We start from the raw sequence: 22,960 nt of genomic DNA, 5'->3' as shown, positions 1-22,960 counted from the left end.
GAGGCCGCTGCTCAGCGGCCGGTCTCGTTGACAGTATAGACATCGGATGTTTACACTCCAAGAGATCCGCGCGGAAGAACGACCCGCGCATGGAGAGGAACCCCGTGAGCCGTATCGTCGCCCTCGACACCACCGACATCCGCTTCCCCACGTCGCTGAGCCTGGACGGCTCCGACGCGATGAACCCGGACCCCGACTACTCCGCCGCGTACGTCGTCGTCCGCACGGACGCCGGCGACGGCATCGAGGGGCACGCCTTCGTCTTCACGATCGGCCGCGGCAACGACGTGCAGGTCGCCGCCATCGACGCGCTCGCCGGGCACCTCGTCGGGCGTGAGATCGAGCCGCTGCTCGACGACATGGGCGGCACGTTCCGCGAGATCATCGGCGACTCGCAGCTCCGCTGGCTGGGCCCGGAGAAGGGCGTCATGCACATGGCCATCGGCGCGGTCGTCAACGCGCTGTGGGACGTCAAGGCCAAGCGCGCGGGCCTGCCGCTCTGGCAGCTGCTCGCCAGGATGACCCCGGAGGAGCTCGTCGACCTCGTCGACTTCCGCTACCTCACCAACGCCCTCACCCGCGAGGAGGCGCTGGAGATCCTGCGCGCCGCGGAGCCCGGCCGGGCCGAGCGCGAGCAGCAGCTCCTCGCCACCGGCTACCCCGGCTACACGACGAGCCCCGGCTGGCTCGGCTACTCCGACGAGAAGCTCGAGCGCCTCGCCCGCGAGGCCATGGCCGACGGCTTCACGCAGATCAAGCTCAAGGTGGGCGCCGACCTGCAGGACGACATCCGCCGCTTCCGCAAGGCGCGCGAGGTGTGCGGACCGGACTTCCCCATCGCGATTGACGCGAACCAGCGCTGGGAGGTGTCCGAGGCGATCGAGTGGGTGAACGCGCTCGCCGAGTTCCACCCCGCCTGGATCGAGGAGCCCACGAGCCCCGACGACATCCTCGGCCACGCCGAGATCGCCCGCGGCGTCGCGCCCATCCGTGTCGCCACCGGTGAGCACGCGCAGAACCGGATGATCTTCAAGCAGCTGCTCCAGGCCGACGCGATCTCGGTCATGCAGATCGACGCCGTCCGCGTCGCGGGGGTCAACGAGAACATCGCCAACCTGCTGCTCGCGGCGAAGTTCGACGTGCCGGTGTGCCCGCATGCCGGCGGCGTCGGGCTGTGCGAGGCCGTGCAGCATCTGTCGATGTTCGACTTCGTCGCCGTCTCCGGCACCCGCGAGGGCCGCCTGATCGAGTTCGTCGACCACCTGCACGAGCACTTCGTCGTGCCGACCGACATCCAGGGCGGCTCCTACATGGCTCCCACCGCTCCGGGCACGGGCATGGAGATGAAGGCCGACAGCATCGCGGAGTACACCTGGACGGGTGCGCATGTCCACGCCTGACCGCCTGACCGTCCCGACCCTCGGCTACGGTGCCGCGAACGTCGGCAACCTCTTCCGTGAGCTGTCCGACGACGACGCGTGGGCCGTGTTGGACGCGGCCTGGGAGAGCGGCATCCGCTTCTACGACACCGCTCCGCACTACGGCCTCGGGCTGTCCGAGCGTCGCCTCGGAGCCTTCCTGCGGACCAAGCCGCGGGACGAGTACGTGCTCTCGACCAAGGTCGGCCGGCTGCTGCGCCCGAACCCCGACCACGCCGGCGGCCTCGACACCGCGAACGACTTCCACGTGCCGGACGACCTGCAGCGCGTGTGGGACTTCTCGGCGGACGGCATCCGGACGAGCCTGGACGAGTCCCGCGAGCGGCTCGGCATCGAGCGCATCGACCTCCTGTACCTGCACGACCCGGAGCGGCACGACCTCGACCTCGCGCTCGCCGAGGCCCTTCCCGCCCTCGAGCAGCTGCGCGCGGACGGCGAGGTGACCGCGATCGGCATCGGGTCGATGGTGTCGGAGGCTCTGGCGGCATCCGTGCGCTCCGCCGACCTCGACCTCGTGATGGTGGCCGGCCGGTACACGCTGCTGGAGCAGCCCGCCGCCGTCGACGTGCTGCCCGCGTGCCGCGAGACCGGGACGGGGATCGTCGCGGCGTCGGTGTTCAACTCCGGGCTCCTCGCGGCGAACGAGCCGCGTCGGGACGGCCGCTACGAGTACGGACAGCTCCCCGACGAGCTGTGGGACCGCCTCGTGCGCATCGCCGCAGTGTGCGCCGATCACGACGTGCCCCTGCCGGCTGCGGCGATCCGGTTCCCGCTCCAGTCCGACGTGGTGCGCTCCGTGGTGGTCGGTGGCAGTCGCCCGGCGCAGCTCCGGCAGAACGCGGAGTACGCTGCCCGGGAGATCCCGTCGGCCCTGTGGGAGAACCTCGCGGCCGAGGGCCTGATCCCCGCCTCCTGACCTCCATCCACCGAGAGGAGCCGCCGTGCTCGAAGGAATCCACCCGCTGCTGACCGGGGAGCTGCTGCTGCATCTCGACCGGATGGGGCACTCCGACGCCGTGGTCGTCGCCGACGCGCACTTCCCGGCCTGGGGTCTCGGGGCGCGCGTGGTCGATCTTCCCGGCACCACCACGCCCGAGGTCGTCGCGGCCATCCGCAGCGTGCTGCCGCTCGACGACGCGCCGGGCATCGATCTGATGACCTCGGCCGACGGCGAGGTGCTGGACGTGCAGCGCGAACTCATGGCCGCCGCCGGCACGGAACTCGACACCACGCGCTTCGTCGAGCGCTTCGCGTACTACGAGGTGGCGAAGGAGGCGTACCTGATGGTGCGCACGGGAGAGACGCGCAAGTACGGCAATGCACTCCTCCGGAAGGGTGTGGTCGGCCACCCCTCGGCCTGACCCGGGGGTTCAGCGCCCGACGGTCGACTCCCGCACGATGAGCTCGGCGGGGAACGGCGTGGGCGCCGGAGGCGCGGCGGTCGGATCGGCGAGGAGCTGCAGCAGCGCGGCCCCGGCGGCGCGACCGATCTCGTAGCCGGGCTGCCGGATGCTCGTCAGCGGCACCACGCCCTGGTGTGCGGCGGCCACGTCGTCGAACCCGACGAGGGCGATCTCCTCCGGCACCCGGATGCCGTGGCGGAGCAGCTGTGTCAGCACGCCGAGGGCCACCCCGTCGTTCGCGGCGAAGACCGCGTCCGGGCGCTCCTCCGCGGGCAGCTCCGCCAGGTGCGCCCCGGCCCGGAGGCCGTCTTCGGTCGTGAGATGCTCGACGTCGAGGACGGAGATGTGGGCGTCGGTCCCCGCCACCGCGTCGCGCAGCCCGGCGAGGCGATCGTTCGACTGGCTCACCGTCGGGGCTCCGAGGAACAGGATGCGGCGACGGCCGAGGGAGAGCAGGTGCTCCCCGGCCAGCCGTCCGCCGCCGCGGTCGTCGAAGGTGACCGCGGCGACGGAGGGCGAATCCCGGATGGGGCCGACGACCACCGCGCGGATCCCGCGGGTCGCGAGCTGTTCCAGCCGTGGCACGACATCGCCGCGCGGGTAGATGACGATGCCCTGCACCCGGTGGGCCTCGAACATGTCGATGTTCTGCTCCTCGCGGGCGGCATCCCGCGCGCTGTCGCTGAAGAAGAGCGACCAGCCACCCTCGCGGGCCACGTCGTCGACGCCGCGGGAGAGGTCGTTGAAGTACGGCAGCCAGGCGTCGAGGAGGATGAGGGCGAGGGCTTTGCTCGACCCGGCGCGGAGCTGACGAGCCGATTCGTTCGGCACGAAGCCGAGCTCGGCGATCGCCGCCCGCACGCGCTCGCGGCTGGCGGCGCCGAGGACGTGCGGGTGATTGAGGTAGTTCGACACGGTCGACGCCGAGACCCCCGCGAGAGCCGCGACATCCTTCACGCTCGCGGGCATGGTCCTCCTTCGGCGATGGGACCGCAGGCGCGGCCGGACGAGGCCCAGGCTAGCGGAGGACTTGTAACGTGCCAAGAAAGTTCTTGACACCCCGGCGGAGGGCGACGTAGCGTGACTCGCACATCGGACTTGTAACGTGCCAAGTCCACGCGGCGACGGTGCCGGACACCCGCCGGAGGAGCGCTCATGAACATCGGCTGCCACGGACTCGTCTGGACGGGGACCTTCGACGCGGACGGCATCCGGCTCGCGGTCGAGAAGACGAAGCAGGCGGGCTTCGACCTCATCGAGTTCCCGCTTATGGACCCGTTCTCGTTCGACGTCGCCGCCGCCCAGGCCGCCCTCGCGGAGCACGGACTCGCGGTCAGCGCCTCGCTCGGGCTCTCCGACGAGACCGACATCACGAGCAGTGACCCCACCGTGGTCGCCGCGGGCGAGGCACTCCTGCTCCGCGCGGTCGACGTGCTCGCCGAGCTGGGCGGTACGCACTTCTGCGGGGTGATCTACAGCGCGATGAAGAAGTACATGGATCCGGTCACGCCCGAGGGTCTCGCATCGAGCCGTCGCACGATCGCCCGGGTGGCCGACCACGCCGCCGAGCGGGGGGTCTCGGTCTCGCTCGAGGTCGTCAACCGCTACGAGACCAACGTGCTGAACACCGCACGGCAGGCGCTGGCGTACCTCGGCGAGGTCGACCGCCCGAACCTCGGGATCCACCTGGACACGTACCACATGAACATCGAGGAGTCGGATATGTTCGCGCCGGTGCTCGATGCGGCTCCCGCCCTGCGGTACGTGCACATCGGCGAGAGCCACCGCGGCTATCTCGGCACCGGGACGGTCGACTTCGACGCGTTCTTCAAGGCGCTCGGGCGCATCGGCTACGACGGCCCCATCGTGTTCGAGTCGTTCTCCTCGGCGGTGGTGGCGCCCGACCTCAGCCGCATGCTCGGCATCTGGCGCAACCTCTGGACCGACAACGACGAGCTGAGTACGCACGCGAACACCTACATCCGCGACAAGCTCGTCGCGGTGGACTCGATCCGCCTCCACTGACGCCCGGGCGGCGGTTCGAGACCAAGATGTTATTACAGGTCTTCCCTCGCCGCCGATCGTTAGATACATTTAGATACAACTTGCACTGACCCGGGTGCAAGTCGCAGAATTGATCCGATGTTTACGGCGGAACGGTCCGCCGCAATCGCGACAGAACCTTCAAGGAAGCAGGTGAGCGCATGAGTGGACCCATCCTGAGGGTCGAGGGGATCAGCAAGGGATTCCCCGGTGTCCAGGCGCTGAAGGACGTGCATCTCGAGGTGCGCGCCGGCGAGGTGCTCGTGCTCGTGGGTGAGAACGGTGCCGGCAAGTCCACCCTGATGAAGATCCTCTCCGGGATCTACACCAAGGACGAGGGCACGATCACGTTCGAGGGGCAGGAGGTCGAGCTCACCAGCCCGCTGCAGGCGCAGGAGCTGGGGATCACGATCATCCACCAGGAGCTCAACCTGATGCCCGACCTCACGGTCGCGCAGAACATCTACGTCGGCCGCGAGCCCACGACGGGCCCGTTCCTGTCGGAGCGGAAGCTCAACCGGCAGACGGCCGAGCTGCTGCAGCGTCTCGACATCCACCTCGACCCCCGCCAGCGCGTGGGCGAGCTGACGGTGGCCGAGCAGCAGATGGTCGAGATCGCCAAGGCGCTGTCCTTCAACGCCAAGGTCCTCATCATGGACGAGCCGACGTCGGCCCTCACCGACAGCGAGGTCGAGACCCTCTTCGTCCTCATCGAGCAGCTCAAGGCCCGTGGCACCGGCATCGTGTACATCTCGCACCGCATGGACGAGCTGCGCCGCCTGGCGGACCGGGTGACCGTGCTCCGCGACGGCACATACATCGGATCACTCGACAAGTCCGAGATCACGATCCCGACGATCATCGAGATGATGGTCGGCCGCGTGATCGACGAGGGCACCCGCCCGCAGGCGCGGGAGCACCTCAACGACCCCATCGTGCTCGACGTGCAGGGGCTCTCCACGCGGAAGCTCCTCAAGGACGTGTCGTTCCAGCTGCACAAGGGTGAGATCCTCGGATTCGCCGGCCTCATGGGCGCCGGCCGCACCGAGACCGCCCGTGCCGTCATCGGCGCGGACCACCGCGACGGCGGCACGATCACGATCGGCGGGCGCACCGTCCGCATCGCGCAGCCCGCGGACGCGGTCAAGCACGGCGTCGGCTACCTCTCCGAGGACCGCAAGCTGCTCGGCCTCATGCTCGAGCAGGACGTCACCTTCAACACCGTGCTCGCGTCGCTCGGCTCCTACGCCAACGGCATCGGCTGGATGGGCGACAGCAAGGCCAAGAATCGCACCAAGGAGTACGTCCAGCAGCTGCGGGTGAAGACCCCGTCGGTCAACCAGGTCGTCAAGCTCCTCTCCGGAGGGAACCAGCAGAAGGTCGTCATCGCCCGGTGGCTGATGCGCGACTGCGACATCCTCATCTTCGACGAGCCGACGCGAGGCATCGATGTCGGCGCGAAGGAGGAGATCTACCGCCTCATGCAGCAGCTCGCCGACGCGGGCAAGTCCATCATCGTCATCTCGTCGGAGCTCCCCGAGATCCTCCGGGTCGCGAACCGCATCGCCGTGTTCGCGAACGGTCGCATCACCGGGACGCTCCGCAACGAGGAAGCCAGCCAGGAGAAGATCATGCAACTCGCAGCCCACGGGGAGGAAGACTGATGAGCACCCCACAGCAGTCCGGATCGTCGACGACGACGATCATCCAGACGGCCGTCAACGAGGACACCGACAAGCGCGACGTCGCCGGGTTCCTCAAGCGGCAGTTCCAGCAGTCGCTCGCGTTCGGCACCCTGATCGTCCTGGTCATCTTCTTCTCGATCGCCAGCCCGAACTTCTTCACCTTCAGCAACATCGCCACCGTGCTGCTGTCGACCGCGGTCATCGGCATCCTCGCCCTCGGCACGACGTTCGTCATCATCACGGGCGGCATCGACCTGTCGATCGGCACCGGCATGGCGCTCTGCGCCGTGATGACCGGCGTCCTCATCACCAACCTCGGCCTGCCGGTGTGGGTGGGCGTGCTCGGCGGCATCGCGACCGGTGTGCTCATGGGGCTGGTGAACGGCGTCAACATCACGTTCCTGCGACTGCCTCCGTTCATCGCGACGCTGGCCATGATGATGATCGCCGGCGGCCTCGCCCTCGTGATCTCGAACGTCGCGCCGATCTACTTCTCGACCTCGGCTCCCGACTTCAAGAAGATCGCGCTCGGCGTGCTCATCCCCGGCATCCCGAACGCGGTGCTCATCACCGCGGCCCTCGCGATCGTCGCCTGGCTCGTGCTCTCGAAGACGCTGCTCGGCCGGTACACCTTCGCGATCGGATCGAACGAGGAGGCCACGCGCCTCTCCGGCGTCAACACCCGCCGCTGGACGATCCTCATCTACATGTTCGCCGGCGCCTTCACCGGCATCGCGGGCATCGTGATCGCCGCCCGCCTCGACTCGGCCCAGCCGCAGATCGGCACCGGCTACGAGCTGCAGGCCATCGCGGCCGTGATCATCGGCGGCACCTCGCTGCTCGGCGGCCGCGGCTCGATCCTCGGCACCGTGATCGGTGCGCTCATCATGAGCGTCCTCGTCAACGGCCTCCGGATCATGTCGATCCAGCCCGAGTGGCAGAACATCGTCGTCGGCGTCGTCGTCCTGCTGGCCGTCTTCCTCGACTCGCTGCGCAACCGCCAGCGGACCTGAGACACGGCGGCGGCGAAACCCGTGCCCGCCGCCGTCCCCGGCTCCGGCCGGACCCCGCGGAACCCTCCGCACAGGCACCACGAATGTCCACCCGCCGGTCCTGGCCGGCACCCACACAGAACAACGGAGTTTCCATGAAATTCGGCAAGAAGACCGCATTCGCGGCACTCGTGGCCGCATCCGCGCTCGTGTTCGCCGGCTGTGCCGGCGGCGGCGACGTGATCGAAGAGGGCTCGGGCGGCGACACCGGCAGCGGCGACGGCGAGATGTACATCGCCATGGTCTCGAAGGGCTTCCAGCACCAGTTCTGGCAGGCCGTCAAGAAGGGCGCGGAGGAGAAGGCCCAGGAGCTGGGTGTCAAGATCACCTTCGAGGGCCCGGCCGCCGAGACCGAGATCGCGCAGCAGCTCGAGATGCTGACCGCCGCGATCGACAAGAACCCGGACGCCATCGCCTACGCCGCCCTCGACCCCGAGGCGTGCGTCGCCCCGCTCGAGCAGGCGAAGTCGAAGGACATCCCCGTCGTCTACTTCGACGCTCCGTGCAACGGCGACGTCGGACTCAGCCTCTCCGCGACGGACAGCAAGGTCGCCGGCGCGCTGGCGGCCGAGCACATGGCCGAGCTGATCGGCGGCGAGGGCGAGGTCGCCATCGTCGGCCACTCGCAGATCAACTCGACCGGTGTCGAGCGTCGCGACGGCTTCGTCGAGAAGATCGAGGCGGACTACCCCGACATCGAGATCGTCGACATCCAGTACGGTGACGGCGACCACCTGAAGTCGGCCGACATCGCCAAGACGCTCATCGCGGCCCACCCCGACCTCAAGGGCATCTACGGCACCAACGAGGGTTCGGCCATCGGCGTCGTGAACGCCGTGAACGAGCTCGGCCTCGAGAAGGGCAAGATCACCATCGTCGGCTTCGACTCCGGTGCGGCCCAGATCAACGCCATCAAGGACGGCACCATGGCCGGCGCCATCACGCAGGACCCGATCGGCATCGGCGCCCAGGTCGTGCAGGCGGCCTACGACGCGGCCAACGGGGACGACGTCGAGGAGTTCTACGACACCGGTTCCTACTGGTACGACAAGAACAACATCGAGGACGACAAGATCGCCGCGGTCCTCTACGAGTGACCCGCACGACGGAGCCCCTCGCCTTCGGGCGGGGGGCTTCGTCGTGTCCGGGGGGACTCCGGTCCGTGGTCCGTGGTCCGACTGCACGATCCCGAGGCGGCTGCACGACCGGATCCCCGGGTTCCTCGTGCACCCGTGTCGGGATCGTGCAGATGAACCGGGTCCGGGGTCGGGGAGGTCTGGGGTCTGGGGTCTGGGTCTGGGCCTGGGGTGGGACCGAGGGTGGGACGGAAGCACGACGCGGGGACTGATGTGTGGCCGGATGGGCGGTTCGGTCGTGCCGTCGTGACAGGGGCGTGCAAGTGAAACCGGATGGTCGAGTGGAGCCGTTCGGCACGGGGGACGGTCAGCCCGAGGGGACAGTCAGCCCGGGGGGCGGGGGCACGACGAGGGACGGATGCACGACGAGGGACGGATGCACGACGAGGGGAGGGGGGCACGGCGGGAGGCCGGAGTGGGCGTTCGAGCGTCGCGGGGTCGTGCAGGTGAAACGGCGAGACGGAGGAGACGGAGACGGAGGGGGCAGACGGGGTGGGGTCAGAGGGGGCGGAGGAACGTGAGGATCGAGGTGGGCTCGACGATGAGTTCCTGCAGGGCGGCGTTGAAGGGGACGCCGGCGGGCGCGTGCAGGTGGGCCTGGAAGGCGTCCTCGTCGCGGTAGACCTCGTAGACGAAGAAGCGGTCAGGGTCGTCGACGAGGCGGTGGGCGTCGAAGACGATGTTGCCCTCCTCGGCGCGGACGACCTCGGCGAAGTCCCGCAGCAGCGCGGCGACCCGGTCGGCGGCTCCGGGCTGCGCGGTGAAGACGGCGTGGAGGACGGTGGGTTCGGGCATGACGACTCCTCGGTTTCGGGTGGTCAGGAGTGGAGGGCCAGGAAGCGCGCGGGGGTCGTCACGAGCATCCGGTGCACGGCGTCGTCACCCACGGCCTCGCGGAGCCGGGGGAGGTAGCGGTCGCCGAGGTAGGCGAGTCCCGGCATGCCGCCGTAGGCGATGTACCGGGTGCGCCGGGCGACGTCGCCCCCGAGCAGGATCCGGTCACCGGCCCCTCGCTCCACCACGGCGACCGTGAGGGCCAGCAGCTCGGCGTCGGAGCGGGTGCGCGGGCGGGCGAAGCCGTCATACCCGAGGTGTGCGCCGCGCTCGGCCAACGCGACGTGCAGACCGGGATCGGGATCGCGGTCGGCGTGGGCCAGCACGACGCGATCTGCCGGCACCCCCTCGGCCGCCAGCAGGTCGAGGACCTCGTGGGCGGCGGTGCCGAACTCCAGATGCACCATGACGGGGGCTCCGGTCTCCCGGTGCGCCTGAGCGACGGCGACGAGGGTCGTGCGCTCGAACGGACTGAGGCGCCAGTAGTCGGCCCCGCCCTTGAGCATGCCGGCGCGGACGGGCTGCCCGTCAGGCCCCGCCGCGAGAGGCACGTCGGGCGTCTCGAACACCGCGGCGTCGTCCGCCGGCATCCCCCGCGTGAGGTCGGACACGAACAGGGCGGCGAGACGGTCCGCGCCCCACACCTGCATCGGATGATCGGGGCCGTAGTGGGCCTCGCGGTGCCGACCCGTCGTGGCGACCACGTGCAGTCCGGTCGCGGCGCTGATGCGGGCGACGGCGGCGGGGTCTCGACCGAGGCCGAACGGGGTGGCGTCGACCATGGCCTCGAAGCCGCTCGCCCGCAGCAGACCGGCCTCCTCGCCGGACGCGGCCTCGTCGTCGAGCTCGTCCCCGACCAGCAGCGGCGACACCTGGAAGAGGTGCTCGTGGTAGTCCACGCGCCCGAGCCGCGACGGGTCGAGGTCGCCGAGGACGGTCCGCACGGCGGGCATCAGCGCACCGACTCCGCGGCCTCCGCGAGGCGCTCCACGGTCTCGGGCGTGAGGTCGAGGTCGAACACGTCCGCCACGACCTGCGACCAGCCGTGGATGAAGTACCGCCAGCCGTCGACCACGTGCAGGCCGCGGTCGTCCTCCTGTGCCTCGGCCTGGTGCAGGAACTCCAGCGAGCCGCGGTAGTTGAACTCCCACACGTACGCGCCCTCGGGGAACACGACGGCGTCGGTCAGCGGGGAGCCGGGGCGGTCCTTGCCGAGCCCGGTGGCGTTCGCGATGACCGATCCCGCGGGCGCAGCGGCGACCAGGGCGTCGGCCTCCTCCGGCGTCTCGGTGACGACGTAGCGGAGCAGTCCCTCGGGGGTGCCGTGCTGGCGGTGCACCTCGCGGAGGTGGTCGAGCTTGTCCTGCGTGCGCGCGGTGACGGTGATGAGGGCCGGGGTATCCTCCCGCTCGGCGAGGGCCCAGCTCAGCGCGGTGCCCGATCCGCCCGCACCCAGGATCACGACCTCGGCACCGGTGCGCGCGAAGTGGTCGGCGGGGAGGAAGTCGCGCAGCGCCAGGTCGACCGTGATCGGGTCCTTCGCGCGGCCGGACAGCGTGGACCCGCGCTTGGCGATGCTGGAGATCTCGGCGCAGGACACGGCGAACGGGTCGAGCTCGTCGAACAGGTCGGACGCCGCCGCGTACACGTTCATCTTGTGCGTGGTGACCAGCGCGCCGCGGTGGTGCGGGTCGTCGCGGATCTGCTCGACCATGGCGCGGTACTGGGCGGGGTCGGCATCCATCGGCAGATCGTGGCCCACGAGGGTCCGGGTGGGGAGGCCGAGGATGTCGGCCCACAGCGGGAACACCTTCATGATCGACGAGGAGGCGGTGGTGACGCCGACGAAGCCCATGTAGTCGGCGGTGGCGGACGGTGCGGCGGACGTCGCGGCGGTGGTCATCGGTTCTCCTCGGGAGCGGACGCGGGCAGGGGCACGGGGTGGGCGGGGTCGGCGCCGCGGAGGACGGCGAGCACATCCGCGAGCGACAGCTCTCCCATGTTGTCGACGGCCTGGGTGGTCTGGGCGCCGAGGTGCGGGGTGACGATGACGCGGTCGGCGAGAGCCGAGTCGAGCAGGGGACTGTCGTGCGCGGCGGTGTCGCCGTCGAGAGTGTCGGCGGCGTAACCCGAGAGGGTGCCGTCACGCAGCGCGTCCGCCACGGCCTGCTCGTCCACGAGGTCGCCGCGGGCGGTGTTGACGAGCACAGTGCCGGGTCGCATCCCGGCGAGGCGGTCGGCGTCGACGAGGCGCTGCCCGCCGGGGGCGTGCAGGGTGATCACGTCGGCGGTGCGGAACAGGTCGTCGAGGCCGAGGGGGTCGGCGCCGTGGTCCCGCACGAGGTCGGCGGGGAGGAACGGGTCGGAGGCGAGCAGCCGCGGACCGAACCCGCTCAGTCGCCGCGCGACCCCCTGGCCGATCCGCCCGAAGCCGACGATGCCGACGGTCGCGGCGCCGAGCTCCCGTCCGCGGCGCACGCTCCAGTCGCCGGTCCGCACGCGGCGGTCGCCGTCCGGGATGGTGCGCAGGGCGGCGAGCATGAGGCCGACCGCGTGGTCGGCGACCGCATCCGCGTTCGCGCCGGGGGTGTTCGTGACCGGGATGCCGCGGTCGCGCGCCGCCGCGAGGTCCACCGCCTCCGTGCCGACCCCGTAGCGCGCCACGACCTTGAGCTTCGGGCCGGCAGCGAGGTGCGCGTGGGTGACCGGTCCGGTGCCGGCGATCCAGGCGTCGGCACCGTGCAGCAGCACGCGCAGCTCGTCGAGGTCGTGATGGGCGGGGCCGCGGAGGATGCGGTGTCCGGCCTGCGCGGCGCGCCCGACCAGGTCGAGGTCGCCGTCCGAGAAGGAGCGGCTCGTCACGAGGATGACGCCCATCAGTGCGGCCTTCCGGCGAACCACGGTGCGAGGGCCGCGTACGCGTCGGTGAAGCGGGCGTGGCGCTCGGCGTAGACCGCATGCCGGGACGGGTCGGGCGTGAACTCGGCGGTGACCTCGCTGAGCGCCCGCGCGGCGGAGAAGTCGGTGAGGCCGAGGCCGACGGCTCCCGTGACCGCGGCACCGAGGCTGTTCGCCTCCTCCACGATCGTGCGGCGTCGCACCGGCACGCCCCACACGTCGGCGAGGACGGCGAGGTAGACGTCGCTCTGCGCCCCGCCGCCGACCGCGTCGATGCGGTCGATCGTCGCGCCGGCCTCGCGGAACGCCTGGATGCAGGTGAGGAGGTTGAACGCCGTCCCCTCCAGGACCGCGCGCACGAGGTGGGCCCGCCCGTGGTGGCGGGCGAGACCGACGAAGGCCCCGCGCGCATCCGGGTCCCACAGCGGGGAGCGCTCGCCGAGCAGGTAGGGGAGGAAGTAGAGGTCGTCGGTGTCGATGTCGTTCGCGGCCTCGGCGACGAGGCGCCCCGTCTCCGGGTGCGCCGGGTCGACGGAGAGGGCTTCGGCGATCCATTGCACCGAGGCGCCGCCGGCCTGCATGGTCGCGGTCGGCACGAACGACGCGGGCACGACGTTGTCGAACGTGAAGGTGCGCATCGCGGGGTCGTGCAGCGGGGCGTCGGCCGCGAAGGAGATCCACGAGGAGGTGCCGAGGCACACGTAGGCGCCGTCCTCCGGGGCCACGACGCCGGAGCCGACCGCGGCGAGCGGTCCGTCGCCCCCGCCCATCACGACCTGGACGCCGGTGTGCAGCCCGAGCGCCTCGGCCGCGGCGGGCGTGAGCGGGCCCGCGATCTGCGTCGACTCCAGGATCTCGGGGAAGAGGGCGGGATCGAGCCGCGCGGCCGCGAGGATCTCCGGCGACCACGTGCCCGCGACCTGGTCGTAGGCGTTGGTGCCCGAGGCGTCCGAGCGGTCCGTGGCGAGGCGCCCGGTCAGCCGCAGCACGATGAAGTCCTTGGCGACGCACACCCGGCGCACGCGCTGCCACACCGCGGGTTCGTTGTCGCGCACCCACATGATCTTCTCGAGGGAGTAGGTGGGGTTCAGACGGTGGCCGAGGATCCCGTAGGCGCGCTCGGCGCCGACCGCCGCCTCGAGCTCGCGCTGCTGGGCGCCGGCGCGGGTGTCGGCCCAGATGATCGCGGGCCGCGCGGGCTCGCCGTCGGCGTTGAGCAGCACGGCGCCCATCATCTGCCCGCTGACCACGAGGCCGGCGACCTCGGCGGCGGCGGTGCCGGTGCGCGAGAGGAGGTCGCGGGTCGCCGTGACGACCGCGTGCCACCAGTCCGCCGGGTCCTGCTCGGCGACGCCGCCGGCCGCGAAGTGGGCCGGGTACGGCACGGTGACCGCGGCGATCAGACGACCGTCGTCGTGGTGCAGGGACGCCTTGTTCCCGGTGGTGCCGAGGTCGTGGGCGATGATCATGGCCGGAGCCTATTCCGCGTAGGGGCGCAGGTCGACGCCGGACTCCGCGCGGAACGCCCGCGAGCCCATGCCGTGCTCCAGCACCCAGCCGTAGTCGTGGCCGGCGCCTCCCGGGTACACCGCGAGGAAGGAGTACGGCTCGTCCCCCGTGTTCACGGAGCGGTGCGCCCAGCCCGGCGGGATGTAGCCGATGGTGCCGGGGAGCATGTCGAGCCACTCGGTGCGCTCGCCGTCGAACATGAGCAGTCCGCCGCGGCCGTGCAGCGCGAGGTAGATCTCGCCCTGGTGGTCGGGGTGCTGGTGGCCCTTCGTCATCCAGAGCTCGCCGCCCGTGTCGCCGGGCATGATCGTGGTGATCGACTGCGGCAGCTCCCGCTCGATCTCGGGGACCGGGGAGCTGACGACCGTGTAGACGATCGGGTCCTCGCCCGCGGCGGCGGCCGCCCAGGCGTCGTGGTCGCGGAACAGGCCCTCGAGGTCGGACATCCGCCGGGTCAAGGTGGGGCCTTCGGGGGAGAGGGTGAGCTTCTCGGCGTCGAAGGCGATCGCCATCGGGGAGATCGGCGGGGTCTGGTACTCGGGCATCCATGCTCCTCGAAACGGGTGCTGCGTCGTCGCGCAACCTGTAATGACAAGCTCACTGTACCTGTTATGACAGGTTGCGTCCAGTGCTCTCCTGCGCGGAGGAGGACGCGCGCGCGACGGTCGTCAGCCGGCGAGCACACGCTCCAGGTGCTCGCGTCCGCCGCGGATGGCGCCCGCCGTCACGTCCGCCGACCCCGGGTACTCGGCGTGACCGGCGGGGAGGACGGCCAGGTCGAGGTCGCGGGCCCCGGCGGCGACCGCGAACTGCCCCTGCGGCGGCACGTACTGGTCCCACAGGGCCGCCTCCACCCGGACCGGCACCGCTGAGAAGCCGATCGCGGTGGAGGAGTCGAACCAGCGCAGCACCTCGCGGGCCTCGGGGTGCCGCCGGACGTGCTGACGCACGGTCTCCCCGCTCCCCAGGCATGGCACCGCCAGCCGCTCGTCGTACTGGCCGAAGCTGGGCACGATGAGGGTGGCCCCCACGAACCGGTCGTCCCACGGCAGGGCGAGCGCGCCGATGCCGCCGCCGAAGCTCTCCCCGACGTAGTAGAGAGGAAGCGCCCCGACGACCGAGACGAGGACGTCGGCCGCCAGCCACAGGTCGCGGGCGCAGAGGCCGAGCACGTAGCGCTCCGGATCGTCGATGCCCGCGAGCACGTGCTCCGGGGTCGGCTCGGGCGCTCCGATCCCCGCGTTCAGCACGCCGAGCCCGCGGGCCACGGGATAGATCGCCGCGACGTCGTCCGGCACCCGGGCGAGATCGACCGCGTCGCGACCACCGTAGCCGTGGCCGTGCACGACGCCCGCGCGGGGAGGGCCGTCGAGGGGCTCGACCACCCAGGCCCGCAGCCGCACACCGTCGACGCCGGCATGCTCGACGACGGACACCCGACGGCCCTGCTCCTCGGAGGTGGAGAGGACCACGGGGGCCGCGTCCACCGCGGCGGCCTCGCGCCGCCAGCGCCGCCAGCGGTCGGCGAAACCGGGGGGCGCGGGCACGGGGCGGACCGCGCGGAGGTCGGCTTCGGTGCGGCCGTAGCTGCCGTCGAACGCGGCATCGGGGAACCAGGTGGCGTAGGGCTCGGGGAAGGTCATGCGGGCTGAGGGATCCTGTTCCGGGAGTGGGGCGGGCGGGGGTGCATGGCAGACTGGAGGCTCCATCGGAAGGAGACCGCGTGCTGGTCACGGAACGACGCGAGCGCATCCTCGCCCTGACCCGCGATCGCGGTACCGCGTCCATCGGCGAGCTCGCGGCCACGCTGCAGGTGAGCGAGATGACCGTGCGGCGCGACATCGATCAGCTGGCCGAGGAGGGCGCGGTCGAGCGCATCCGTGGCGGCGTGCGGGCGCGGGGCCTCCAGCGTCTGGTTCCGGCTCCGGCGGCCTCGGCCGAACGGCGGGCGATCGTCGCGGCGGCCGCGGATCTCGTGGAGCCCGGCATGGCGGTCGGCATCTCCGGCGGACCCACGGCCCTGGCACTCGCGCGGGAGCTCGTGCGCGTCCCCGAGCTCACGATCGTCACGAACGCCCTGCCGGTCTCCGACCTGTTCTCGCCGCCGGATCGCGCCGACGCTCCGTACACGCAGACGGTCGTGCTCACCGGGGGCGTGCGCACGCCCTCGCAGGCCCTCGTCGGGCCGGTCGCGGTCCGCGCCCTGGAGCACCTGCACTGCGATCTCGTGTTCCTCGACGCCCACGGCCTCGACGAGCAGGCCGGCATCACGACCATGAACCTGCTGGAGGCCGAGACCAACCGGGCGCTCATGGCTGCGGGGCGGGAGGTCGTCGTCCTCGCCGAGCACACCCGCTGGGGCGTGGTCGGACTCACGACCGTGGCCGACCTCAGCGACATCGACCGCCTCGTCACCGACGACGGCCTCGACGACGGCGCACGGGAGCTGCTCGCGGCCCACGTCGGCACCCTGCACGTCGCGGCGCGCGACGGCGGCGACGAGCGTGCGCTCGCGACGGCCCTCGCGGACTGAGTCCGCCGCCGTCATCGGGCCGTGCTCGCCCGCGGGATCAGCCGGGCGCCGACCGTCACGTGCCGCACCGGGAGATCGGCTCCCGGCGGCGCGGCGATCTGCCGTTCGAGCTCCGTGAACGCCGCGTCCACCAGGCGGGCGTGGTCGGGGGCGATGGTGCTGAGGGCGGGCACGGCGAAGCGCGCGGCCCGGATGTCGTCGATGCCGACGACGGCGACGTCTCCCGGAACGCTCCGCCCCTGGGCCTGGAGAGCGGCCAGTGCACCGAGGGCGACCGAGTCGTTCGAGCAGACGATGCCGTCGAGATCGGGGATCGCGGAGGCCATGGCGCCCGCCACGCGCTCGCCCTCCTCGGCCGTGAAGGCGTCGACCTGCGCGGTGAGGGCGGGGTCGGCGGGGATCCCGGCGGCCGCCAGGGCCTCCAGGTACCCGGCGTGCCGACGGTCGGCGGCGTCCGAGGGACGGGCGTCGCGGCGTCCGACGAAGCCGATGCGGCGGCAGCCGACCGCGAGCAGGTGCTCGGTGGCGGTGTAGGCGGCGGCGCGGTTGTCGATCGTGACGTGCGTGAACGGGCTCACCTGGATGTGTTCGCCCAGCAGCACGAGCGGCCCGGGGGAGGTGCGGCGCGTGAGGTCGGCGACCGTGAGCGAGCGCGGGATGTGGATGAGCCCGTCGATGGGCGGCAGGCCGACGCCGTTGGCGACGTCGATCTCGCGGCTGTGGTCGCCCTCGGTCTGCACGATGAGCACCGCCAGGCCCCGGTCGTCGGCGCCGCGGACGATGCGCGAGCCGAGCTCCGCGAAGTACGGCTCCTCCAGATGCGGCACCGCGAGCGCGATGAGTCCCGTGCGGGTGGCCCGCGCGACGGGGAGCACGCGGCCGCCGGGCGAGGTGGTCACCTGCGGCCTCCTGGAGGGACGACGGTCTCCGCCGGGACGACGGATGCCCTTCACGTTAGCGCTCTCCGTCACGATTGCACTCGGAACGCGATCACGCGTGCCTCCGCGACGCCGTTCGTCCGCTCCACCACGAGGCGGGCGGCCGTGAGGGCGCCGAGGTCCTCCGGCAGCGGATGCACCCGCAGGCGATGGCGGTTGTCGCGCTCCTCCGCCACGGTGCGCCACTCCTCGGAACCCGCCTGCTGCACCTCGACCCGGTAGTCGCGCACGAGCTGGGGCAGCACCTCGTCGGGGCTGCGGTGGTGGTGCAGGGTGTTGAGCTCGAGGTCCACGTCGTCGTCGAACACCAGGCGGATCTCGGAGGCCGTGACGGGCTGCTCCCAGTCCAGGCGCAGCCACTGCGGGCCCTCGGCCTCCGGGGCGGACGCCCACAGGTGCGGACCGCCGAACGGGCGGTTGTACCCGGAGACGGCGCGCTCCGGCGCGACGGCCTCGGAGCGCGGGCTCGTGCGGAACGCGGGCACCCGTCCGCGCAGCGGCTTGGTCGGCCACTGCACGAGGAGACCGTCGCGGTCGACCTGCACGTTCCGGTCGTCGTTGTCGACCCGGTGCACGAGGGTGAGCACCCCTGGTGGGAGCTCGTCGGCGAGCTGCACCTGCACCTGCGGGTTCGCGCGGAGCACGATGATCGCGTTCTGCGGGTCCTCCGGGGCGAAAGGCGTCTCCGCCCGCACCCAGGACGGACCACCGGCGGGGACGTCGATCACGGTGCGGTGCTCGAGCACCGCGGGCACGATGTTCTGCGGGCGGCCCGTGGACCAGACCTCCACCGTGACCTGCGTGTCGGCCTCGGCGCCGAGCAGCAGCTCGGTCGTGTCGAGGCGCGGGTGCACGGGGACGACGATGCCGAGGTCGTCCGTCAGGGTGTGCGGGGTCACCGCGGCCACGGTGCTCTCCGGTGTGCCGATCGTGCGCAGGGTGCTGGACGCGGTGACGGCGGCGGTGCGGGCCAGGTCGGAGGGATCCTCGTTCGCGACTCCGATGAGGGAGGCGTCGGCGCGGAGCAGCGTCTGCCGGAGCTCCGCACGATGGTGCTCGTACAGCTCCCGGGGCGTGGCGTCGTGCGCGTAGCAGAGGGCGGCGGCGGTGCCCGCGGCCTCACCCATCGCCGCGCACGTGGCCATCACTCGGGCGGCACCGAAGGCGATATGCGTGGCCGAGATGTCGCGGCCCGCCATGAGCAGGTTGTCGACGTTGACGGAGTAGAGCGAGCGGAACGGGATCTCGAAGACGCCGTCCGAGAAGCGCTGCACCGCGCCCGCCCCCGTCGCGTACATCCCCTCGGCGGGGTGGAGGTCGATGGACCAGCCGCCGAACGCGACGCCGTCGTCGAACGACGTCTGCTCGAGGATGTCCTGCTGGCGCAGCGTGTAGTCGCCGATGAAGCGGCGGTACTCGCGCTTGCCGGGGATGTTGCCGATCCACTCCAGGGTCAGGTTGTCGGCGTCGAACTCGCCGGAGTTCTTGATGTGATCCCAGATGCCGAGGATCACCGACCGCAGCTCGTCGCGGATCGCCTCGTTGTCGTCGACGATGTCGAGCGTGCCGCCCCACTCGATCCACCAGTAGTGCGCGCCGCTGTCGCCGCTGCGGATGATGCGCGACGAGGGGATCGGGGTGGTCGAGATGTCCTTCGCGCTCTCCGGCGCGACGTACTTCACCGGGTGCCCGAGATCCTTCGTATAGAAGAGGAGCGTCGAGCCGAGGAACTCGCGCACGGGCTGCTCGGGCGCCCAGTCCTCGCCGAACTCGCTGCGGCTCTCCTTGCCCAGTCGGTGCCGGGCGCCGACGAGTCGCCCGACCAGGCCGTCTCCGGTGCAGTCGAGGAAGAGCGGCCCGCGGAAGACGGTGCGGATCTCCGAGCCCATCGTCCAGCCGGTGACCGACCGGACCCGACGGGCGTCGTCGGGTCCGGTGGCCTCGGCCTCGAGCACCTCCGTGTTGAGGAACAGCGTGAGGTTGGGCTCGCGGCGCACGATGTCGAGCACCACGTCATCCCAGTACACGGGGTTGCCCTCGGGGTTGCGGAACTGGTTCTCCCGGTACATCTCGCCGATGATCCCGGTCTCCCGCGCCCACCGCTGGTTGCCGTGGGCGGTCGCTCCGCACACCCAGACCCTCACCTCCGAGGAGGAGTTGCCGCCGAGCACCGGCCGGTTGTTGATCAGCACGGTACGTCGGCCGAGGCGGGCGGCCGCGACGGCGGCGCTCACTCCGGCGAGGCCGCCGCCGACGACGATGATGTCGGCTTCGACGGTCTGGGTGCGCATGGGGATGGGTTCCTTTCGGGAGGGGGGATGATGCCGCTCAGCGCGCGGCGATCGCTTCGATCTCGTAGACGCGGGCGACGTCGGTGGCGGAGTCGGACGGGTCGGTGATGACGAGGCGCACGGCATCGGCCGTCCGCCCCTGGGCGTCGACCACGACCGTCGTCTGTGTGTTGCCGGTGACGGTGCCGACCGTGACCCAGCCGCTCGCGGTGCGCAGCTGGACGGTGAAGTCCCGCAGCACGGAGGTCTGCGGCGGGCCGACCGTGTATCCGCTGCGGACCCGGACGACGTCCAGCGGCGCGGCCTGGTCCCACTCGACCGTGATGGTCGGCTGGGTGTCGGAGGCCGCCGAGATCCACCGGCTCGCATCCGTGCAGCCGCCGTCGATCGCCTTCTCCGGGCCGGTGTCGGCGCGGAGCTGGGACGAGGCGGTCGCGGTGCCGCCGAGCGCCAGGTTCTCGCCGCCGGCGTCGCCCCGGAGGGAGGCGACGATGGCGGGGAGGGTGGTCGCCCCCGGCTGCCCGTCGCGCGGGATCTCGGCGTGCCGCAGCGTGCCGCCGCTGGGAACGGCGGGGGCGCTGAGGTAGACGATGTCGGTGCCGTCCGTGCGGGTCGCCGCGCGGAGGCGCTGCTGGCCCACGACCGGATCGCCCACGGTGTCGGCGGTCCATCCGGAGGCCCCGGCGGTCAGCAGCACCGTCTGGCTGCGGGTGATGCCGCAGTCCTGCACCGACACCACGGCGTAGACGCGGGTCTCCCCGCCGGCGGTGGTGGTGTCGAGCGCCGCGATGGTCTGCACGCCGCCACCGAGGGCGTCCGTGTCCACGAGGGTCTCGCTCGTCCAGGCGGAGCCGGTCCAGGTCGCCCACCGCACGTCGAAGGCGTTCTCGGTCTCGTCCGCGTACCGGTAGGTCACGCCCACGAGCTCGCCGTCGGCGAGGGCCATCTTCGCGGTCTGCACCGCGGGCACGGCGTCGCCGATGGCCTCGCCAGGCTCGTAGCCGCGCCACACGACGGCGCCGGGGGTGTCCGGGCGGATCGGGGTCGGCAGCGCCTGCCCGGCGACGTCGCGGAAGCCGCCTGCGGCCGGGTCGTACACCGCGTAGGAGCCGAGGTGGCGGTAGGGGTCAGCGGGCCACGGGCCCCACTCCCACAGCACGTGCACCTTGCCGCTGGCATCGACCTCGAGGTCGTCCGGGTAGAAGGAGTGGTTCACGGCGGCGGCGATCGTCGTCTCGCGGCTCCACGTCCCGGCCACGGGGTCGTAGTGGTACAGCACCCCGTCGCGGCGAGCCTGCGGGTCGGCGCCGATGCGCACCATGAGCCAGATGTCGCCGTCGGCTCCCTGCGCCGTGACCGGGTAGGAGACCGCGGCCCCGGCGTCGGGCATCTCCGCGCTCACGTCGACGAGCGAGGTCGCGTCGTAGGGCGCGGTGGAGCGGAAGTACTTCCACGGCTCGTGGTGCATCGAGACGAACGCGTGGATGTATCCGTCGCCGTCGATCGCGATGGACGGCTGGTTGTGGCCGTTGTCGTCCGCGTACTCGGCGCAGGCCCCGGTCGCCAGCCGCAGGCAGCCCGAGGTCCACGTGCCGTCGGCGGCGCGGACGGCGAGGTTCACCTGATGCTTCGCGGCCACCGAGCCGGGCACGTTGTAGGCGAAGTACGTCTCGTCGCCGTCGACGACGAGCGGGTTCCACCAGCCGGACTGGTTGGAGCTGTCGACCGTGACCGGGACGGTCTCGACGTCGGGGGTCGCGGCGGCGGCCGGAGCGGGCACGGCGAGGACGAGTGCGGCGAGGGCGGCGGCAGCGGTGGCGCCGACCTTCGAGCGGAGGGTCATGGCGATGCTCCTCAGCCCAGCAGCTTCTGTGCGTCGTCGCCGGCCTGCGCCATCGCATCCTTGGCGCTCTGCTGGCCCACGAGGACGGCCTGCACGCGGTCGGCGATCACCGTCTCGATCTGGGCGTACTGCGGGTACTGCCAGAACGGGTTGGTGGTGGCGGTCGCCGTGATCTTCTCGGCGAAGCGCGAGCCGAACGCGTCGGACGCCACCTCCTTCGAGGCCTGGGCCTCTTCGGTCACGGGCGGCAGGCCGCGCAGCTCGTAGTCGCCGAGCACCGCCTTCAGGTCGCTCGTGGCCCACTGGCCGAAGTCTGCGGCCGTGCGGGTGCTGTCGCCGGAGCCACCGCCGACGATGGCGATGGCACCGCCCCAGACGAGGGCGCGCGGGGTGTCGCCCTTCTTCAGCACCGGCCGGGACTCGGGCACGAGCTTGGAGGCGAGGTCGGGATCCGGCGAGTCCTTCGTGACGGACGCGCGACCGACGGGGGCGTCGTCGTAGATGGCGGCGCGGCCCTGGGCGAACAGCGAGCGGGCGTCGAAGCGATCGACGTCGGCGGCGATGAGCCCCTGGTCGTACAGAGACTTGTACCAGGTGACCGCCTCGATGCTGGCGTCGTCGCCGATCGTGACCTTCCCGTCCTTGACGAGGTCGCTGCCGAACGTCTGCATCCAGATGAGGACGTCCTTGAGCTGGGCGGCCTTGGTCGAAGCGGCGTAGGGGATGAGGCCGCCGCCGAGGGCCTTGAGCTTCTTCAGCGCCGCCTCGAAGTCGTCGACGGTCGTCGGGAACGTGGAGATCCCCGCCTTCGTCAGCAGCTCGGAGTTCGTGATGAGGCCGATCGCGCCGATGGTCCAGGGGAAGGCGTACTGCTTCCCGTCGAGCTGCGTGGCCTCCAGGCTCGAGGCCGTGTACCCGCGCCCCTTCGTGAGCGCCGAGACGTCCTCCAGCTTCCCGAGCGCGGCCAGCGAGGCGAGCCAGGCGACGTCGACGTGCGCGGCGCCGGTGAACTGCCCGCCGCGCACCTGCAGCATGAGCTGCTTGAAGTACTCGTTGTAGGGGAAGGAGACCTCGGTGATGCCGACGTCGTTGGTCTTCTTGTAGCCGTCGAGCAGCGCGCGGGTGGCCGGGGCGGCGGCCTCCTCGGTGAGCGACCAGCTGGAGAAGGAGAAGTCGGTGGCGGTGAAGTCGCCCGCGCCGAGCCCGGCGCCGGGGGAGGAGGACGGACTGCCGCTGCCGCCGCCGCTCGGCATGCAACCGGCGAGGAGGAGGCCGGCGGCGCCGAGCCCGGCGAACTGCAGCAGCTGGCGACGGGAGACGGTGGTGTTCTCGGACATGGGGGTGCTCTCTCTTCTT

At 71.5% G+C, this 22,960-nt stretch carries 20 protein-coding genes; 8 read left to right on the top strand and 12 right to left on the bottom strand.

Annotated features, from left to right (window positions below):
- Positions 1 to 104: 104 nt before the first annotated feature.
- From AUV07_RS14065 to AUV07_RS14055, 3 genes are read left to right on the top strand one after another with little or no spacing between them, the layout of a single operon-like run.
- Positions 105 to 1,400 carry an L-fuconate dehydratase gene (locus tag AUV07_RS14065; protein WP_062637224.1) on the top strand — a complete coding sequence of 432 codons (1,296 nt, stop codon included), beginning with the start codon at positions 105 to 107 and terminating at the stop codon, positions 1,398 to 1,400.
- Positions 1,387 to 2,355 carry an aldo/keto reductase gene (locus AUV07_RS14060; protein ID WP_062637067.1) on the top strand — a complete coding sequence of 323 codons (969 nt, stop codon included), beginning with the start codon at positions 1,387 to 1,389 and terminating at the stop codon, positions 2,353 to 2,355. The genes AUV07_RS14065 and AUV07_RS14060 overlap by 14 nt, the downstream gene beginning before the upstream one ends.
- A gap of 25 nt (positions 2,356 to 2,380) precedes the next feature.
- A complete protein-coding gene (locus tag AUV07_RS14055) occupies positions 2,381 to 2,800 on the top strand; it encodes an RbsD/FucU family protein (RefSeq protein ID WP_025105374.1) in 420 nt (139 codons plus the stop codon).
- A gap of 9 nt (positions 2,801 to 2,809) precedes the next feature.
- On the opposite strand, the gene AUV07_RS14050 is transcribed toward AUV07_RS14055, so the two are convergent.
- The gene (locus AUV07_RS14050; RefSeq protein WP_062637065.1) at positions 2,810 to 3,811 is read right to left on the bottom strand and encodes a LacI family DNA-binding transcriptional regulator; all 1,002 of its coding nucleotides are present in this window, start codon (positions 3,809 to 3,811) and stop codon (positions 2,810 to 2,812) included.
- 186 nt (positions 3,812 to 3,997) lie between these two features.
- Here AUV07_RS14050 and AUV07_RS14045 point away from each other — a divergent pair, with 186 nt between their 5' ends.
- From AUV07_RS14045 to AUV07_RS14030, 4 genes are all read left to right on the top strand, one after another.
- A complete protein-coding gene (locus tag AUV07_RS14045) occupies positions 3,998 to 4,867 on the top strand; it encodes a sugar phosphate isomerase/epimerase family protein (protein ID WP_062637063.1) in 870 nt (289 codons plus the stop codon).
- A gap of 179 nt (positions 4,868 to 5,046) precedes the next feature.
- Positions 5,047 to 6,549 carry a sugar ABC transporter ATP-binding protein gene (locus AUV07_RS14040; RefSeq protein ID WP_025105377.1) on the top strand — a complete coding sequence of 501 codons (1,503 nt, stop codon included), beginning with the start codon at positions 5,047 to 5,049 and terminating at the stop codon, positions 6,547 to 6,549.
- Positions 6,549 to 7,583 carry an ABC transporter permease gene (locus tag AUV07_RS14035; RefSeq protein ID WP_025105378.1) on the top strand — a complete coding sequence of 345 codons (1,035 nt, stop codon included), beginning with the start codon at positions 6,549 to 6,551 and terminating at the stop codon, positions 7,581 to 7,583. Before AUV07_RS14040 ends, AUV07_RS14035 begins: the two co-directional genes overlap by 1 nt.
- Before the next feature lie 134 nt (positions 7,584 to 7,717).
- Complete coding sequence (locus AUV07_RS14030) at positions 7,718 to 8,719, top strand: ABC transporter substrate-binding protein (protein WP_025105379.1); 1,002 nt, start codon at positions 7,718 to 7,720, stop codon at positions 8,717 to 8,719.
- A 537-nt stretch (positions 8,720 to 9,256) separates the two neighbouring features.
- On the opposite strand, the gene AUV07_RS14025 is transcribed toward AUV07_RS14030, so the two are convergent.
- The 7 genes from AUV07_RS14025 to AUV07_RS13995 all read right to left on the bottom strand — a co-directional run bounded on the left by AUV07_RS14025 (position 9,257) and on the right by AUV07_RS13995 (position 15,642).
- A complete protein-coding gene (locus AUV07_RS14025) occupies positions 9,257 to 9,553 on the bottom strand; it encodes a putative quinol monooxygenase (protein WP_025105380.1) in 297 nt (98 codons plus the stop codon).
- A gap of 23 nt (positions 9,554 to 9,576) precedes the next feature.
- Positions 9,577 to 10,545 (bottom strand): phosphotriesterase family protein, encoded by a 969-nt coding sequence (locus AUV07_RS14020; RefSeq protein WP_062637061.1) that lies wholly within the window; start codon positions 10,543 to 10,545, stop codon positions 9,577 to 9,579.
- On the bottom strand, positions 10,545 to 11,495 hold the full coding sequence (locus AUV07_RS14015; RefSeq protein ID WP_062637059.1) for a shikimate dehydrogenase family protein: 951 nt from the start codon (positions 11,493 to 11,495) through the stop codon (positions 10,545 to 10,547). The genes AUV07_RS14020 and AUV07_RS14015 overlap by 1 nt, the downstream gene beginning before the upstream one ends.
- Positions 11,492 to 12,469: a phosphoglycerate dehydrogenase gene (locus AUV07_RS14010; RefSeq protein ID WP_231868280.1), complete on the bottom strand. Its 978-nt coding sequence runs from the start codon at positions 12,467 to 12,469 to the stop codon at positions 11,492 to 11,494. Before AUV07_RS14010 ends, AUV07_RS14015 begins: the two co-directional genes overlap by 4 nt.
- On the bottom strand, positions 12,469 to 13,959 hold the full coding sequence (gene xylB / locus AUV07_RS14005; protein WP_062637057.1) for a xylulokinase: 1,491 nt from the start codon (positions 13,957 to 13,959) through the stop codon (positions 12,469 to 12,471). The genes AUV07_RS14010 and xylB overlap by 1 nt, the downstream gene beginning before the upstream one ends.
- 9 nt (positions 13,960 to 13,968) lie before the next feature.
- On the bottom strand, positions 13,969 to 14,544 hold the full coding sequence (locus AUV07_RS14000) for a glucose-6-phosphate isomerase family protein (RefSeq protein WP_025105385.1): 576 nt from the start codon (positions 14,542 to 14,544) through the stop codon (positions 13,969 to 13,971).
- Between the two features lie 123 nt (positions 14,545 to 14,667).
- Entirely contained in the window at positions 14,668 to 15,642 is a 975-nt protein-coding gene (locus AUV07_RS13995; RefSeq protein WP_062637055.1) for an acetylxylan esterase, read from the bottom strand.
- An 80-nt stretch (positions 15,643 to 15,722) separates the two neighbouring features.
- Here AUV07_RS13995 and AUV07_RS13990 point away from each other — a divergent pair, with 80 nt between their 5' ends.
- Positions 15,723 to 16,532, top strand: coding sequence for a DeoR/GlpR family DNA-binding transcription regulator (locus AUV07_RS13990; RefSeq protein WP_062637053.1), 810 nt, complete (start codon positions 15,723 to 15,725; stop codon positions 16,530 to 16,532).
- Between the two features lie 11 nt (positions 16,533 to 16,543).
- On the opposite strand, the gene AUV07_RS13985 is transcribed toward AUV07_RS13990, so the two are convergent.
- The 4 genes from AUV07_RS13985 to AUV07_RS13970 all read right to left on the bottom strand — a co-directional run bounded on the left by AUV07_RS13985 (position 16,544) and on the right by AUV07_RS13970 (position 22,941).
- Positions 16,544 to 17,431 carry a LacI family DNA-binding transcriptional regulator gene (locus AUV07_RS13985; RefSeq protein ID WP_231868279.1) on the bottom strand — a complete coding sequence of 296 codons (888 nt, stop codon included), beginning with the start codon at positions 17,429 to 17,431 and terminating at the stop codon, positions 16,544 to 16,546.
- 68 nt (positions 17,432 to 17,499) lie between these two features.
- Positions 17,500 to 19,761 (bottom strand): FAD-dependent oxidoreductase, encoded by a 2,262-nt coding sequence (locus AUV07_RS13980; protein ID WP_062637051.1) that lies wholly within the window; start codon positions 19,759 to 19,761, stop codon positions 17,500 to 17,502.
- Between the two features lie 37 nt (positions 19,762 to 19,798).
- Positions 19,799 to 21,604, bottom strand: a complete 1,806-nt coding sequence (locus tag AUV07_RS13975) for a BNR-4 repeat-containing protein (RefSeq protein WP_062637049.1) — start codon at positions 21,602 to 21,604, stop codon at positions 19,799 to 19,801.
- An 11-nt stretch (positions 21,605 to 21,615) separates the two neighbouring features.
- Entirely contained in the window at positions 21,616 to 22,941 is a 1,326-nt protein-coding gene (locus AUV07_RS13970) for an extracellular solute-binding protein (RefSeq protein ID WP_062637048.1), read from the bottom strand.
- Positions 22,942 to 22,960 lie beyond the last annotated feature (19 nt).

It is taken from the genome of Microbacterium sp. CH1, assembly GCF_001595495.1.
GTDB lineage: Bacteria > Actinomycetota > Actinomycetes > Actinomycetales > Microbacteriaceae > Microbacterium.
Note: the sequence above shows the minus strand (reverse complement) of the source record. Positions and strands in the feature narration are given on the sequence as shown.